This window comes from Shinella yambaruensis (genome assembly GCF_022899355.1).
Classification (GTDB): domain Bacteria; phylum Pseudomonadota; class Alphaproteobacteria; order Rhizobiales; family Rhizobiaceae; genus Shinella; species Shinella yambaruensis.
In genome coordinates this window covers 104,953-121,004 of record NZ_JALJCK010000007.1, presented here as the reverse complement: position 1 = coordinate 121,004, position 16,052 = coordinate 104,953, and the positions used below count along the sequence as shown (strand labels likewise).

Genomic DNA, 16,052 nt, shown 5'->3' with positions numbered 1-16,052 from the left:
TTCGGTCAGCGGGCTGGAAGCTCCACCATGTCGAGCATGGCGGTCTGGGCGAGATAGGCGGCGGCCTTCTCCCTGTCGGAGAGGAGGCCGTTGACCTTCTCGATCCACGCCTTTTCCTGCGAGACCATGGTGTCGGTGCGCGGAAGCAGCATGTCCCTGGCCACCCGGTGGCGCTCGACGGCGGCTTCCTTCAGCGCCGTGTCGTCGCCGGAGGAGAGCGCCGCGACCATGGCATTGGCGATGACGAAACCGTCATGGATGCCGCAGTTCATGTTCATGCCGCCGCGCGTGTTGGTGAGGTGGAGCGCGTCGCCCGCCAGATAGATGTTGCCGCTGCGGCCGTCCGAGGCGAGGCACTTGCGCGCCTTGTAGCAATCCTTGTCGACGACGCGCGGCATGGTGAAGCCGGGGAGCAGCGCGGCAAGCCGCTCGACCGCCCATTCGTCCGTCAGCGCGGTCTCCTCCGAAATGCCCTCCGGCACGCGCAGGATCACCCGCCAGTTGTCCGGCATGTGCAGGAAGCTGACCGAATGGGTTTTTCCGACGAGATAGGTGACCGGCCCGAGATCCGGCACCACGTCGCGGATGCTGTCGTCGGTGCGGATGCGGAGCTGGAAGCCGGGATAGGCCGCGCCGTCGAAGGTCATGCCGGCGGCCTGCCGCACGGCGCTGTGCGCCCCGTCCGCGCCGAGGATCAGCCGCGCGGTGACGCTCTCGCGCCCGCCGTCACGCTCGATGGTGGCGGTGACGCCATCGCCGTGGTCCTCGGCCTCGACATAGCCGGCGTCGAAGCGGAAGGCGACGTTCGGATAGGTCTTCAGCCGCTCCAGCAGCATCGGCGTCAGGAGCGACTGTTCCAGATGCTTGCGGAACGGGAACTGCGTGCGCTCCTTCAGCAGATCGAAGGTCAGTTCGCCGAGGATGCCGCCCTCGACCGTGCGGTATTGCAGCCGGTCGATATGCAGCGCCTGCCGGCTGAATTCCTCGTAGACGCCGACGCGGTCGAGGATATCGAGCGTCGGGGCGTGAAAGGTGGAAGCCTTCGACACCTGGTTGAGCCGGTCGCGCTTTTCGAAGACGGCGACCTTCAGTCCGGCTTTCGCGAGGACCAGCGCGGCGACCAGGCCGACCGGCCCGGCTCCCGCGACGATGACGTCATGATCGTGCATGTTCCTGCCCCTCCCGGCGGTTCAGCGGCGAACGAAGGGGTTCGGGATGTTCGTCTCGGTGGAGATCCACACGCTCTTCACTTCCATATATTCCTTCATGCCGGCGATGCCGCATTCGCGCCCGATGCCGCTCATCTTGAAGCCGCCGAAGGGCGAGGTGACGGAGGTGGAGCGGTAGTTGTTGATCCAGATCGTGCCGGCGCGCACGCGGTTCGACATGTTGATGGCGCGGCCGATGGACTGGGTCCAGATGCCGGCGGCAAGGCCGAACTCGATGTCGTTGGCGATACGCACCGCATCGTCCTCGTCCTTGAAGCGGATGATCGAGAGGATCGGGCCGAAGACCTCCTCCTGCGCGATGCGCATGGAGTTGTCGACATCGACGAACACGGTCGGCTCGAAGAACAGGCCGTTCGGGCAGCCTTCGACATTGGCCGGCTTGCCGCCGAGCGCCAGCTTCGCCCCGCCGGCGAGCGCCACCTCGACATAGGACTTCACCTTCTCGAACTGCGGGCGCGTCGAGATCGGCGCGATCTGCGAGTCCGGGTCGGCCGGGTGGCCGAACTTCGCCTGCTTCACCATCTCAAGGAGGCGCTCGACGAACGCATCGTGGATGCTCTCCTGAACCAGCAGGCGGGAGCCCGCCACGCAGGTCTGGCCGGAGGCGGCGAAGATGCCGGCAATCGCACCCTTCAGCGCATTGTCCATGTCGGCATCCTCGAAGATGATGTTCGGCGACTTGCCGCCAAGCTCCAGCGTCACGCGCTTCATGTGCTTGGCCGCCTTCTCGTTGATCATCTGGCCGGCGATGGGTCCGCCGGTGAAGGCGATGCGCTCGACATGGCGATGACTGACCAGCGCATCGCCGACTTCCGCGCCGAGACCGGTGATGACGTTGACGACGCCCTTCGGCACGCCGGCGCGCTCCATGATCTTCATCAGCTCGACCAGCGAGGCGGAGGTGAATTCGGACGGCTTCAGCACCACCGTGTTGCCGGCGGCGAGCGCCGGGGCGATCTTCATGCTGGCGAGCGGCAGCGGCGAGTTCCACGGCGTGATGCAGGCGACGACGCCGAGCGGCTCGTATTTGGTGTAGTTGAGGACGCCCGGCTTGTCGGTCGGGATGACGGAGCCCTCGATCTTGTCGGCGAGGCCGCCGTAATAATAGTAGTAGTTCGCCATGTAGCGCATCTGCATCGACAGTTCGGCGATCAGCTTGCCGTTGTCGCGCTGCTCGATATAGGCGAGCCAGTCGGCATTCTCCGAGACGAGATCGCCGATCCGGCGCAGCAGCGCGCCGCGCTGGCTGGGATTGAGCTTCGGCCATTCGCCCTCGGTGAAGGCGCGGTGCGCGGCGTTGGCGGCGCGGTCCACGTCCTCGGCGGTGCCGCGCGTGATGCGCGCCCAGACCTCGCCCGAGACGGGATCGACGGTATCGATCATGTCGCGCCCGTCCGTCGCGGTGAATTCACCGTCGATATACATGCCGTAAAGGCGCACGCCCTCGGCATCGGCCGGGGTCTGCGGCAGGGTGGTTTCGGGGGCCTTGGGCGTGAGGGTCGTGCTCATCGGATCGGTTCTTCCAGTGACGGGATGGTAAGGGGCGGCTTACTTGCGCGGCTCGCGCACCGGCTGGGCGCTGAGATATTCAGCGACCTCGGCCTGCGGGATGACGTCCGCATATTTGCAGTTGAGATCGAACAGGTTGATCGCGTGGCTCGCCTCGAAACGGTCGAAGGCGGCTTCCTCCGGTATGATGACCTTGAAGTTGAAGGAATAGGCGTCGACGGTCGTTGCGCGCAGGCACCCGGAGGTGGTGCAGCCGACGAGGATCAGCGTGTCGACGTCGAGGAAGTTCAACTGGCTCATGAAGGTCGTGCCGAAGAAGCAGGACGGCTTCTGCTTGGAGATCAGCATGTCCTGCGGGCGCGGGGCGATGGGCTCGACGGTGCGGGTGTCGTGGGTGCCGGCGACAACGGTCTTCTCGCCGCCGCGATGGTTCTTGCCGACCTGCACGCCGGAATCGAGGAGGTCCGGACGGCGGCCGCTCTCGGTGTAGAAGATCGGCAGGTTCTTTTCGCGTGCCAGTTCCACGAGCGGGATGATCTGCTCCACCGCCGCCCAGGCTTCGCGGCCGCAATGGGTGCGGTACTGCTTCAAGCCTTCCAGGATGTCCTCCGGCTTGTCGCCGCAGAAATTGTACTGCACGTCGATGATGAAGAGCGCCGGGCGCGTGCCGAAGCCGCCGCGCTTGCCGTAACCCGCGGCCTTGTAGACCTGCTGGTCGCGCTCGGTCAGAAATCGGTCCCAGATTCTCGTGTTTTCGGTCATGTCAAAATCCGTATCGTTCCAGAGTGTCAGCGTGGCATGCGTTCGAGATAGCGGCCCCAGGGATTGGCGCGGGCCTCGTCGGTGATGCGGCCGTCCTGCATGACCGTGCGGCCGCGCACCAGCGTGCGCACCGGCCAGCCCTTGAGCCGCATGCCCTGATAGGGCGAATAGTCCGAGTAGGACTCCGAGACGGCGTGGTCGACGGTGCGTTCGAGATCGGGATCGACCACCAAGAGGTCCGCATCCTTGCCGACCGCGATCGCGCCCTTCGACGGCATGTTGTAGATGCGCGCGGCATTGGCCGAAGTCAGCTCCACGATCCGCGAAAGCGGCAGGCCGCGGCGGTGAAAACCCTCGTGCAGCATCAGCGGCAGGAGGAGGCCGGAGCCCGGGAAGCCGGCGCTGGCGCCCCAGATGTCCTTGTCCTTGGTCTCGCGCTTGCGGGCGACATGATCGGAGCCGATGGTCGTCACCGACCCATCGAAGACGCCTTCCCACAGGGCCTCGATATCGGCCCGGCCGCGCACCGGCGGATTGACCTTGGCGAGCACGCCCGCCGGCCATTCGTCATCGACGACGAGGTAATGCGGGCAGGTCTCGACATGGATCGGCGGGCCGGACCTGCCGCGCATCTTGCGCTGCTGGCGCACGATTTCCAAGGAGTCGCCGGCGCTCATATGGACGATGTTGACCGGCGTGCCGGTCTGGGCGGCGAAATAGCAGACGCGGAAGACGTTCTCCGCTTCGAGGAAGCCGGGGCTCTGCTCGTTCCATGCCTTGAGGTCGTTGCGCCCGGCCGCCTTCAGCGGCGGGCGCAGGACCGGGATCACCTCGACGTTCTCGCAGTGCACGCCCATCACCGCGCCGGGAATGGCCGCCGTCGCACGCAGCGCCGTATAGAGCAGCGCGTCGTCGATCTCGGTAAAACCCTTCGCCGCGCCGGCCGCGCCCTTGTACATCATGTAGAGCTTGAAGGAGGTGACGCCGAAGCGGCGGGAAATCTCCTCCAGCGTCTCGACATGAAGCTGACTGGTCAGGCCGAAATGCAGGCCGAAATCGATGCAGCTCTGCCGCTCCGCCCGCTCCTTGACGACCGGGAAGCTGTCGCGGATGTCCTTCGAGCGGTGGAAGGAGAGGATCGACGTGGTGCCGCCGAGCGCGGCGGCGCGCGATTCCGTCTCGAAATCGGTTTCCGGATTGCCGAAGTCGAAATGCACATGCGGATCGACGACGCCGGGCAGCAGCAGGAGGCCGCCGCAATCGATTGTCTCGCGGGCGGCAAGATCGTCCGCGGCTTCAGCGATGACGGCGATGCGGCCGTCCTTCACGCCCACGGCACCGAAGGAAAGGTCGCCGCCCGGCAGGGCGATCTGCGCATTCTTGAGAACCAGGTCCAGCATCATTCTTCCATTCCATTGCTGCCGGAAGCCGGCGAGAACGCATCGAGGACATGCATCAGGATGCCGCCGGACGCGATCAGCGCCCGCTCGGCCTCGGTGAGGAGCTGCGGCACGGCCTCGAATTCGACGGTCCCGCCCTCGCCTTTTGCGGTGACGCGCACCGGCGCGCCCGTCCGCACAGCCTCTTCGATGCCGGCGAAGGAGAAGAGTTCGCCGCCGGTGAGGCCGAGCTGACGCCAGCCCTCCCCCGCCCGGAAGGCGAGCGGCAGCACGCCCATGCCGACGAGGTTGGCGCGGTGGATGCGCTCGTAGCTTTCGGTGATGACGGCGCGGATGCCGAGCAGCGCGGTGCCCTTGGCCGCCCAGTCGCGGCTGGAGCCGGTGCCGTATTCCTTGCCGCCGAGGATGATGGCGGCAGCGCCTTCAGCGCGGTAGGCCCGCGCGGCATCGAAGATCGTCACGGTCTCGCCGTCCGGGAAATGGCGGGTGAAGCCGCCTTCGACATCCGGCAGCAGGGCGTTCTTGATGCGGATATTGGCGAAGGTGGCGCGGGTCATCACCTCGAAATTGCCGCGCCGGCCGACATAGGTGTTGAAATCCTTCTGCGCGATGCCCGCATCGGCGAGATAGAGGCCGGCGGGCGTATCGAGCGGGATTTCGCCGCTTGGGGAAATATGGTCGGTGGTCAGCGAATCCCCGAAGGCGGCGAGCACGCGGGCTTTGGAAAGCCCCTCGGCAAGATCGGCGACCGGATCGCGCCCGGCGGCCCCTTCGAAAAAGGGCGGCTCGACGAGATAATGCGAGCTGCGATCCCACGGGAACAGCGCGCCGGCCGGTGCTTCCAGCGCCTCCCAGGCCGCCGCGCCGGCGGCTTCGCGGCCGTAGACGGCGGAGAACAGGTCCCGGTCGCGCGCCTGCGGCAGCAGCGCCTCGATCTCCTCCGGCGTCGGCCAGAGGTCGCGCGCGTGAATCGGCGTGCCGTCCGCGCTGAGGCCGACCGGCTCGCGGTCGAAATCGATATCGACACGGCCGGCGAGCGCATAGAGCACGACGAGCGGCGGCGCGCCGATATAGTTGGCGCGGATGAGCTTGTGGATGCGGCCTTCGAAATTGCGGTTGCCGGAGAGGACCGCCGCCGCGACCAGCCCGCGCCGCTCGATGGCGTTCGCGACATCCTGCGGCAGCGGTCCGGACTTGCCGCCGCAGGTGGTGCAGCCGTAGCCGATGATGTTGAAGCCGAGCGTTTCGAGGAAGGGCAGCAGCCCCGCCTTCTCCAGATAGCGCGTGACGACGCGCGAGCCCGGGGCCATCGAGGTCTTGACCCAGGCGGGGACCGTCAGGCCGCGTTCCACCGCCCGGCGCGCGACGAGGCCGGCGGCCATCATGACGGCGGGGTTGGAGGTGTTGGTGCATGAGGTGATCGCGGCGAGCGCGATGCTGCCATGGCCGGGCAGCGCCTCGGCCGGATCGGCCTCCACGGCCTCAGCGCCGAAACCGCCCTGCGACAGCGGCAAGGTGAGCTTCTCTCGAAAGTCCTCGGCGATGCCGGCGAGCGTCATGCGGTCCTGCGGGCGGCGCGGGCCGGCAAGGCTCGGCTCGGCCTCCGAAAGGTCGATCTCGACGATACGGTCGTAGGCCGGGCATTCCTCCGCATCGGCGCGCCAGAGATGGTTGACCTTGCAGTAGGCTTCAACGAGGCTGATGTGGTCTTCCTCACGGCCGGTCTGGCGCAGATAGGCAAGGCTCTGCTCGTCCACCGGGAAAAAGCCGCAGGTCGCGCCGTATTCCGGGGCCATGTTGGCGATGGTGGCGCGCTCAGCGACCGTCAGATGCGGGATGGCCGGGCCGAAATATTCCACCATGCAGCCGGTGACGCCCGCCGCGCGCAGTTTCTGCGTGACGAGAAGCGCGGCGTCCGTCGTCATGGCCGGCGGGCGGATGCGGCCGGAAAGCCGGACGCCGACCACCTGCGGACGTGGGAAGATATAGGCTTGACCGAGCATCGCCGCCTCGGCATCGATGCCGCCGACGCCCCAGCCGAGCACGCCGAGGCCATTCACCATCGGCGTGTGGGAATCGCCGCCGATGACGAAATCCGGGAAAGCCCATTCCTTGCCGTCCAGCGTTTCCAGCACCACGACGGAGGCGATGCTCTCGATATTCACCTGATGGATGATGCCGGTGCCCGGCGGATGGATGCGAAGACGGCGGAACGCCTGCTGCGCCCATTTCAGGAAGCGGTAGCGCTCGGCATTGCGCTCCAGCTCGCGGGCAAGGTTACGCTCCTCGGCGGCCGCATCGCCCCAGAAATCGACTTGCAGGGAATGATCCACCACGAGATCCACCGGCACGAGGGCATCGACCGCGGTGACGTTTCCGCCCACCCGGTCCACCGCGCTGCGCAGCGCCGCGAGATCCTGCAGGGCCGGCAGGCCGGAGGAATCCGGCAGGATGACGCGGGAGACGAAAAGCGGAAGCTCGGCCGCATCGCCCTTTTCGAGAAGGGCGGCGATGTCGCGCTCCCCCACCGGGCGGCCGGCGCGCTGGCTGCGACGGAGGTTTTCAAGGAGGATGCGGTGGACGTAGGGCAGGCTGGAGACGGACCGGCCCGCCGCCTGCGCAGCTTTTGCCACGCCGGCATAGCGGATCGTGCGACCCATCCATTGGAATTCCTGCTGCGTCATCGTGCGTTCCCAGCGGCTTTTGTCCGTCCTTGCGGCAATTAAGCGGTCATCACTTCTAAATGTCAACACTTTAAAGCCAAAAAATCACAATATCGCTTATATCGCCAAAAACTGTTGACATTTTAGCTTCAGATGCCTAAAAAGTTGACACTTCTCCCTGCCCAACCGATGGTGGATGAGCCGAAAAGGGAGACAGAGGACATGACGGTGGACGCTCAGTTCGAAACGATCGAGGCAACGGGCAGCGAGGCGGGAACGCCGCGCTCCGACATGATCTACCAGGCGATCCTCGACGCGATCTACCAGGGCCGCCTGCCGCCGGGCAGCGTGGTCAACGAGGCGGCGCTGGCGCTGGAATTCGGCGTCAGCCGCGGCCCCGTGCGCGAGGCGATCCGCCGGCTTCAGGGCATCCAGCTCATCACGCGCGAGCCCTATATCAAGTCGCGCGTCGTCACGCTCGACGCCACCACCGCCCGCGAGCTCTTCGAGCTGCGCATGGCGCTGGAGGGCATGGCCTGCAACATCGACGCGCGCCGCATGAGCGATGCGGAGATCGACGGGCTGATCTCCGAGCTGGAGCGCAGCCGCCATAACTATTCGGCGGATGTGCCGGGCGACGGCAGCGTCTTCGACTTTCACGAGCGCATCGCACGCGCCTGCGGCAATGCCCGCATCATCAACCTTCTGTGCGGCGACCTCTACCACCTGCTGCGCATCTACCGCCGGCATTCCGGCGCCATCATCGAGCGCAAGGAAGAGGCGTACGACGAGCACTGGCAGATCCTGCGCGCCATCAAGGCGCGCGATCCGCAGCTTGCCGAATCCCTGATGCGCTCGCATGTGCGCCGCGCCGCGCGCAATCTCTTCGATCACCTCGACGGTGAGAACCTTCCCGATATCTGACCCATCGCTAGCCTTGGAGTGCAGCCTTCATGACCACAGGTGCCAAGAAATTCCGTGAAATCCTGGGATCGGGCGAGTTCATCGTCTCGCCCGGCGTCTATGATGGCTATACGATCCGCCTCGTCGAGGATGCCGGCTTCAAGACTGCCTGCACCAGCGGCGCGGCGATCTCCAACGCGCTGCTCGGCATCGCCGATATCGGCGTGATGGGCCTGACGGAGAACGTCAACCACTGCCGCAACCTCGCCCGCTCGGTCTCCATCCCGCTGACGGCGGATGCCGACAACGGCTACGGCAACCCGGTCAACGTCTACCACACCGTGCGGATGTTCGAGGAGGCCGGCGTCGCCGGCATCAACCTCGAGGACCAGGTGAGCCCGAAGCGCTGCGGCCACATGCCCGGCAAGGCGGTGGTGAAGCCGGCCGAGATGGTCAAGAAGATCGAGGCCGCCTGCATGGCCCGCCGCGACGACGACTTCGTCATCATCGCCCGCACCGATTCCCTCGCCATGGAAGGCATCGAGGGCGCGGTGAAACGCGCGCGCGCCTATGCGAAAGCGGGCGCCGACATGATCTTCCCCGACGCGGTGCGCAACGAGGACGACATCAAGCGCATCGTGGACGCCGCCGGCATTCCGGTGACGATCAACATGGGCTTCGGCATCCGCCACCGCCCGACCACCCCGCTCATCCCGCTGCCGCGGCTGAAGGAAATCGGCGTCCGGCGCATCAGCCTGCCGCGCATGCTGCCGGCCGCCGCCATCCATGCGATGAAGACGGCGCTCTCCGTCATGCGCGAGGTCGCCGAGACGGGCGTGCCCGTCAACCGCGAGGACCTTCTCGTCGGCATCGAGGACATCATGGCGGTGATGGACTACGAGGAAATGCGGGCGCTGGAGAAGAAGCTGACGACCTTCGACGTCGACGCCGTCTTCGAATAGGTTTCCCTGCCTCCCCGGCGGCCGCCCCGTCAGGTCCGCCGCCGGGGCTTTTTCGCAGGCCCGAGGTCGATGTTGTGTCGATGGGCCGGAATGGACTAAACTCGCCCGACCCGGACATGATGCGGAAAGCGAGTCACTGCCATGCAAAACGCCAGCGCACCCTACGAGCTGACCATTCACGACGTCACCGTCGATACGGCGCATGCGCCGGCGCAGTTGAGCGTGCGCTACGAGGGCCAGCACGCTCCGGCGACGGTCACCCAGTCCCTCGACGGCGTCGAGGTGCCCGATCTCATGAAGGCCTGCGAGACCGTCGCCAGCCGTATCTTCCACGACGAATTCCGGCTGAACAACGCGGTGGAGATGACGTTTTCCCTGCGCGACGAACAGGGTCTCTCCCTGTGGCACACGAAGCCGACCCTCTATATGCAATGCCCGCTCACCATGTCGATGAAGTGGTCGTGCCTTCACCTCAGCAACACCTACAAGACGATGACCACCCTCGGCCTGATCGAGCTTCCCTCCACGCTGCCGCTCGACGGGAACCAGATCGACCTGAACAGGACCGCCCGGGTCATCATGGATTCCATGGCCAACGGCGTGGAATTCATGGGCAACCTCATGCGCATGCGCAACACCCTCGATCACGAGGCTGCCAAGATGGGAGCGCCCGTTTTCTCCCACCCTCGAGGAGCGGGGGACAGCGTTGCGCGGTCAACAAGGCCCGAAGGCCATTAGGAACTCGGCAACCATGTGATTTGAGGTTTGCGTGATGCTCTAGTCTCGCAAACCCTATCCGTCCGGCGTTTCGGATAAAGAACTGGCGCTGAAAAGGCCCGGGTTCGATACGGCCGGGCTGCCGACATGCATCGCTTCTTCAGCCGGGATCGGCCGCCCCAAAGACCCTTTGCAGGAAGCCGAGCACGCCGCACCGCGTCAGCAGCGCGTAGTAGTGCGAGGCAAAAGTGTTGACGAGGATGCCGCGCACCACTTGGAACCCGACGACCGTCGGAACGGCAAGATGCAGGATTTCCGCCGTGACCGTCATTTCGGACAGGCCACCGGGCGATGTCGCAAGGATGGCGGCCGGATAGGTCAACCCTGTCGCGACGGACAGAAGCAGGGCAAAACCCACCATGACGGCGCTCAGCCCGAAAATGGAGATGACGCTGAAAAACGCCACCCGCGGAAGCCTGGCGAGAATATCCCGGCGAAAGCGGCAACCGACGGCAAAACCGACCATCAACTGGGCAGCCGCGAAAAGCGGCTGATACATCTTGCCGGCGACGAGCCCGCGCGACGCGAAAATGGCCGTGAACAGGACCGCCCCGATCATATAGGGATTGTTGAGATGGATGCGCCCGAGACAATAGGCGAAACCCGCCCCTCCCGCGATCAATCCCACCGTCCAGTACGGATCGACGATCATGGCGCCCGGCGCAATGGCGAAATGCGGCGGACCGAAGGTCAGCAGGATCGACGGGATGGTGACGGCGACCAGCGTGACGCGCAGCGTATGGACGATGGCGATCGGCTCTGCTTGTGCGCCCATCTGCACGCCGATGTTCCCCATCTCCGCCAGCCCGCCCGGCAGGCTCGCGAAAAAGGCCGTCTTCATGTCGAGCCGGGCCTGCCGGGCGAGGATGACCCCGGCCACGCAGGACACGAGCACGGAGACGATGGCGCTGAGCACCATGAGCGGAAGCCACCCGCCGAGCTCCGCCAGGACGCTTGCCGTCATCGTCAGCCCGACGGCGGTCCCGATCGTGAGCTGGCCGAATCGCCTCACATTCTCGTTGGGCCGCAGATCGAACCCGGCCGCCGACAGGCAGGCCGCCACGAGCAGCGGGCCCAGCATCCAGGCCAGAGGGACATGGCAGGCCGCGCCTGAAAAGCCCACGAGCGCGGCAAGCCCGAAGGCAAAGGCGGTGGTGGCCAGCCTTTTCCAGGCATTCAACGAGGGAATTGGCGCACTCCTTGAAAGATAGGGATTGTTCTATAAGCCCACCGGGGAAGGCCGAAGGAGGATTCCGGGGATTCGATGCCCTGATTTCTATCCGGCGTCCAGGTCCCTCAGCACCTCGCGGCCGATCCGGAAGCTGTCGACCATCGCAGGCACGCCGCAATAGATTCCCACCTGGAGAAAGACTTCCTTGATTTCGTCGCGGGTCACGCCGTTGTTGATGGCGCCGCGGACATGCGCCGCAAGCTCGTGGGGACGGTTGAGCGCGCTGATCATCGCCAGGTTGATGATCGAACGGGTTTTCCGGTCCAGCCCCTCGCGGCCCCAGACCTCGCCCCAGCAATAGGTGGTGACGAGCTGCTGCAGGTCCTGCGTGAAGTCGTCGGCCTGGGCCAGCGCCTTGTCCACATAGGCGTCGCCAAGCGTTGCACGGCGGATGGCGAGGCCCTTGTCGTATGTTTCCTGGTCCATGTGCATTTCCTTTCAAGAGATGGTCGGATCGATGAATGTCCGGCGCGCCGGCAGCCCCATGTGCCTGCCGGTCACGAGACCGCGCGCAGGCGCTCGGCTTCGGCTATCAGCTCGTTCAGGATGTAGGGCATGACACCGCCGCTCCGCACATACTCGACCTCGACGGGCGTATCGAGGCGAAGGATCAACGGGACCTCAGCCCTCGCCCCGTCGGCCCGATGGATGACGAGCGTCAGCGACTGTCCGGGCTCCGTGTCGTCGCAAAGGCCGAGGATATCGAAGTGTTCCGAACCATCAAGCCCAAGATCCACCGTCCGGGTCCCTTCCGCAAGCTGGCACGGAAGCACGCCCATGCCGACGAGATTGCTGCGGTGGATGCGCTCGAAGCTTTCGGCAACGACCGCGCGCACGCCGAGAAGCCGCGTCGCCTTGGCCGCCCAGTCGCGCGCGCTGCCGGTTCCGTATTCCTGGCCGGCCACCACGATCAGGGGAACGTCGTCGGCCTTGTAGCGAAGCGACGCCTCGTAGATGCTCGTCGTTTCCCCGTCCGGCTGGTGCGTGGTCACGCCCCCTTCCACGCCCGGAACCATGAGGTTGCGCAGGCGCTGGTTGCCGAAGCCGCCGCGCACCATGACCTCGTGATTCATCCGCCGGGCGCCGAAATTGTTGAAATCCAGCGGGGCGACGCCGAGGCTGGAAAGATAGGCGCCGGCCGGGGAACGCGCCTTGATGTTGCCGATCGGGCTGATGTGGTCGGTGGTGACGGAATCGCCGAGGATCGCCAGCGCCCTCGCCCCCATGACCGGTTTCAGGACGGAGGCCGACAGTTCGGGCGCAAGGAACGGGGGCTCCTTCAGGTAGGTCGATCGCTCGTCCCAGGCGTAGAGGCTGCCTGTCGCTTGCGGAATGGTCTTCCAGTTCGGATCACGCGCGGCGATGTCGCCCGCATAGGTTTCCCGGTAGAAGGCGGGATTGGCCGCGATCGCCTGCGCCGCCCCGAGCTCTTCGGCTGTCGGCCAGATGTCGCGGAGATAGACAGGCCTGCCGTCACGATCAACGCCCAGCGGCTCGTTCAGGAGGTCGATGTCCATCCGCCCCGCCAGCGCGAAGGCCACGACGAGCGGCGGGCTTGCGAGAAACGAGGCGCGGACGGCCGGGTGGATGCGCGCCTCGAAATTGCGGTTTCCCGACAGCACCGCGCAGGCGACGACATCCCGCGCGGCTATCTGTTCTTCCAGTTCGGGATCGATCGGCCCGGAGGCACCGACGCAGGTGGCGCAACTGTAGCCGGCGACGGCGAAGCCCAGCGTATCGAGCGCATCCTGAAGGCCGGCCGCTTCCAGATAGCGGCTGACCACCATCGACCCCGGCGTCAGCGATGTCTTGACCCACGGCCGGGTGCGAAGGCCCCGGGCGACCGCATTGCGGGCGACCAGCCCCGCCGCCAGCATCACGCCCGGATTGGACGTGTTGGTGCAGGATGCGATGGCCGCGATCACGACGTCGCCGTCGCGCACCCCGCGCCCGTCCTCGCCGGCGACGGTCGCCGGCGCCTTTCCGTAGCCGCCCTCCGCCACCGGCGCCGCGAGCACGTCGGCAAAGCGTTCCTTCAATCCGTCGAGCGGGATGCGGTCCTGGGGCCGCTTCGGCCCGGCAAGGTTGGGTACGACGATCGGCAGGTCCAGTTCGAGCACGTCGGAATAGTCGATGTCGCCGGGCTTCGGCGCGCCGAAGAAGCCTTGCGCGCGATAGAGCGTCTCGACCGCCCGCACCGTCTCCTCGCTGCGTCCCGTCTGGCGCAGGTAGGAACAGGTCTGGCCGTCGACGGGGAAATAGCCGATCGTCGCCCCGTATTCGACCGCCATGTTGGCGATGGTCGCACGGTCGGGCACGCTCAGCGTCGTGACGCCCTCGCCGAAGAACTCAACGAACTTGCCGACCACCTTCGCCTTGCGCAGCATCTCGGTCACATGCAGGACGAGATCGGTGGCCGTCACGCCTTCGCGCAGCCGGCCGGTGACATGCACGCCCACCACGTCCGGCGTGAGGAAGAAGAGCGGCTGGCCGAGCATGGCGGCCTCGGCCTCGATGCCCCCGACGCCCCAGCCGACGGTGCCGAGGCCGGCGATCATGCAGGTGTGCGAATCCGTCCCGACCAGCGTGTCGGGATAACAGATCCCGTCCTTTTCGAGATAGCCGGGGGCGAGAAGCTCGAGATTGAGCTGGTGCAGGATGCCGGCGCCCGGCGGAAACAGGCGAACGCCGCCATAGGCCTGCATGGCCCATTTGACGAACCGGTAACGCTCGGCATTGCGGCGGATGTCGAGCGCGGTATTGAGCGCCAGCGCATCCGGCCGGGCATTGAAATCGACCGTCAGCGTATGATCGAGCGCCATGTCGACCGGCACCTTGGGGCCGACGGTCCCGGCGGGATAGCCGCGACGCATCATCGCGCCGCGAATGGCCGTTAGATCGCCGAGAAGCGGAATGCCCGCCGCGCAATTGAGGACGATGCGCCCGATCGTGAAGGGGATTTCCGTCTCGCGCGGCGCGTCGGGCCGCCAGTTGGCGAGCGATTCGACATGGTGTGGCAGGACCTTCCTGCCGTCGCAATTGCGCAGGACGGATTCCAGCACGATGCGCAGCGACACGGGCATGCGCGAGACCTTGCCGATGCCGTTCTCCTCCAGCGCGGGGACGGAGAAGTAGCGGTAGTTCAGGCCCGGTCCGAGGGTGATGTCACGGCGGGTCATGTCCTTGAGATTCACTGTCATCGGGAACTCGCTGAAGAAAGGGGTTCCATGAGCGCGCGAACCGAGGAGAGATCGGCAAGGGTGCGGACGCGCTCCGTGAGGGTCTCGGCCTGCGCCTCGGACAGGCGTCCGCGCGTCAGCCGCCTGAACTTCTCCCGGCTTTCGGCCTGCGTGCAGGGATCGGCGGGCGTGCCGTGGCAATCGAGCACCATGCCTTCGAACGATCGTCCGTCGGCGAGCGTCAGCGAGACGCAGGCGCCATACTGGGCGGGATAGACGGCGTCGATGCGGGGATCGACGCCGATCTCTATCCGCGCCGCCAGTTCCCGGATATCCGCGCGGCCGACCGTTTCGGCGGCGAACATGTCCGGGTCGCGCGGATCGCCCAGGAGGGAGAGCGCAGCGCAATAGGGAATGCTGTATTGCGCGCCCATCGTATCGATCGGCGCGGGCTCGCTGTTGTTCTGGGCCGCATATCTGCTGACGCCGACACGCACATGGGCGATATCGGCGGATGCGAGCGGCCGGGGACCGCGCATCTCCAGGAGCAGTTGCACGGTGGACTGGATCCATCCGCAGATCGGATAGACCTTGAACCAGGTCTGCGCGATCGCCCATTGCGATCCCAATCCCGCGCTCAGCCTGGCCGCGTCCGCGCTGGCGCCGCCGAACACCTCCACGAGGCCGAAGCGGCTGTCGATGGCGAAGGGCGGGCCGAGGAAGCCGCGTCGGGCAAGTTGGGCGGCGCGCACGCCGGCTTCGGCCGCGCGGCCGAGATGCAGCCGCTTCACCATGCCGCCTCCCTTGCCGACGGCAAAGCTCTTGATGCCGCCGGCGGCGGAGCAGCTCAGCCCGATGGCGGAGAGAAGCTCGTCGCGCGTCAGGCCCATGACGATGCCCGCAGCGACCGCGCAGGCGGCCGGGGCGGAAAGGCTGGTCACATGAAAGCCCCGCCGGGACGGTTCGGCACCGAGCGCCAGGCCAATGCGGTGCATCACCTCGTAGCCGGCGACGATGGCCTCCAGGAGCCGCGCGCCGCCGGCCTCGACCGCCTCTCCGGCGGCAAGCGCGGCCGGGATGACGGCCGCGCCGGGGTGCACGACGGATTGCGCGATCAGGTCGTCGAGCTCGTAGCCATGGATCGCCGTTCCGTTGCAAAGGGCGGCGGCCGGCGCGGCGAGCCTGCCGTGGCCGATGACCGTGCTGAAGCCCCGGCTTGCCTCCGCGGCCATCTCGTCGGCGAGGAGACGCGACCAGGGCTGCGAGGCGCCGAAGACACCGCAACCGAGCGCCTCCAGAAGGCAGATCCGCGCCTGCTCCACGACGGCAGGAGGCAGCGTGTCGAGGGACATCCGGCGGACGAAGTCGATCAGGTCGTGGGCGTGGCTGTTGGTCGTCATGCTGTCCATGCGTGGTCCTCTGCTGTCCTTTGCAATG

Annotated in this window: 12 protein-coding genes; 3 read left to right on the top strand and 9 right to left on the bottom strand. The window is 66.3% G+C overall.

Annotated elements, in window-relative coordinates; translation table 11 throughout:
- Positions 1-5 precede the first annotated feature (5 nt).
- The 5 genes from MUU56_RS17755 to acnA (MUU56_RS17735) all read right to left on the bottom strand — a co-directional run bounded on the left by MUU56_RS17755 (position 6) and on the right by acnA (MUU56_RS17735) (position 7,584).
- Positions 6-1,169 carry an FAD-dependent oxidoreductase gene (locus MUU56_RS17755; protein WP_244768615.1) on the bottom strand — a complete coding sequence of 388 codons (1,164 nt, stop codon included), beginning with the start codon at positions 1,167-1,169 and terminating at the stop codon, positions 6-8.
- Positions 1,170-1,190: 21 nt separating this feature from the next.
- Complete coding sequence (locus MUU56_RS17750; RefSeq protein WP_244768847.1) at positions 1,191-2,654, bottom strand: aldehyde dehydrogenase; 1,464 nt, start codon at positions 2,652-2,654, stop codon at positions 1,191-1,193.
- 123 nt (positions 2,655-2,777) lie between these two features.
- Complete coding sequence (locus MUU56_RS17745; RefSeq protein WP_244768614.1) at positions 2,778-3,500, bottom strand: isochorismatase family protein; 723 nt, start codon at positions 3,498-3,500, stop codon at positions 2,778-2,780.
- Between the two features lie 26 nt (positions 3,501-3,526).
- Entirely contained in the window at positions 3,527-4,900 is a 1,374-nt protein-coding gene (locus MUU56_RS17740; RefSeq protein ID WP_244768613.1) for a dihydroorotase, read from the bottom strand.
- The gene (acnA, locus tag MUU56_RS17735; RefSeq protein ID WP_244768612.1) at positions 4,900-7,584 is read right to left on the bottom strand and encodes an aconitate hydratase AcnA; all 2,685 of its coding nucleotides are present in this window, start codon (positions 7,582-7,584) and stop codon (positions 4,900-4,902) included. Before acnA (MUU56_RS17735) ends, MUU56_RS17740 begins: the two co-directional genes overlap by 1 nt.
- 201 nt (positions 7,585-7,785) lie before the next feature.
- Between acnA (MUU56_RS17735) and MUU56_RS17730 the strand changes: the two genes are divergently transcribed.
- From MUU56_RS17730 to MUU56_RS17720, 3 genes are all read left to right on the top strand, one after another.
- Positions 7,786-8,487, top strand: coding sequence for a GntR family transcriptional regulator (locus MUU56_RS17730; RefSeq protein WP_244768611.1), 702 nt, complete (start codon positions 7,786-7,788; stop codon positions 8,485-8,487).
- 29 nt (positions 8,488-8,516) lie between these two features.
- Positions 8,517-9,428, top strand: a complete 912-nt coding sequence (locus tag MUU56_RS17725; RefSeq protein WP_244768610.1) for an isocitrate lyase/PEP mutase family protein — start codon at positions 8,517-8,519, stop codon at positions 9,426-9,428.
- A 141-nt stretch (positions 9,429-9,569) separates the two neighbouring features.
- Positions 9,570-10,166 (top strand): hypothetical protein, encoded by a 597-nt coding sequence (locus tag MUU56_RS17720; RefSeq protein ID WP_244768609.1) that lies wholly within the window; start codon positions 9,570-9,572, stop codon positions 10,164-10,166.
- Between the two features lie 139 nt (positions 10,167-10,305).
- On the opposite strand, the gene MUU56_RS17715 is transcribed toward MUU56_RS17720, so the two are convergent.
- The 4 genes from MUU56_RS17715 to MUU56_RS17700 form a co-directional block, all read right to left on the bottom strand.
- Positions 10,306-11,385, bottom strand: coding sequence for an AbrB family transcriptional regulator (locus MUU56_RS17715; RefSeq protein WP_244768608.1), 1,080 nt, complete (start codon positions 11,383-11,385; stop codon positions 10,306-10,308).
- A gap of 96 nt (positions 11,386-11,481) precedes the next feature.
- Positions 11,482-11,862, bottom strand: coding sequence for a 4-carboxymuconolactone decarboxylase (gene pcaC / locus MUU56_RS17710; protein WP_244768607.1), 381 nt, complete (start codon positions 11,860-11,862; stop codon positions 11,482-11,484).
- A 71-nt stretch (positions 11,863-11,933) separates the two neighbouring features.
- Positions 11,934-14,636: an aconitate hydratase AcnA gene (gene acnA / locus MUU56_RS17705; RefSeq protein WP_244768606.1), complete on the bottom strand. Its 2,703-nt coding sequence runs from the start codon at positions 14,634-14,636 to the stop codon at positions 11,934-11,936.
- Positions 14,633-16,024, bottom strand: coding sequence for an MmgE/PrpD family protein (locus MUU56_RS17700; RefSeq protein WP_244768605.1), 1,392 nt, complete (start codon positions 16,022-16,024; stop codon positions 14,633-14,635). Before MUU56_RS17700 ends, acnA (MUU56_RS17705) begins: the two co-directional genes overlap by 4 nt.
- Positions 16,025-16,052: the final 28 nt, after the last annotated feature.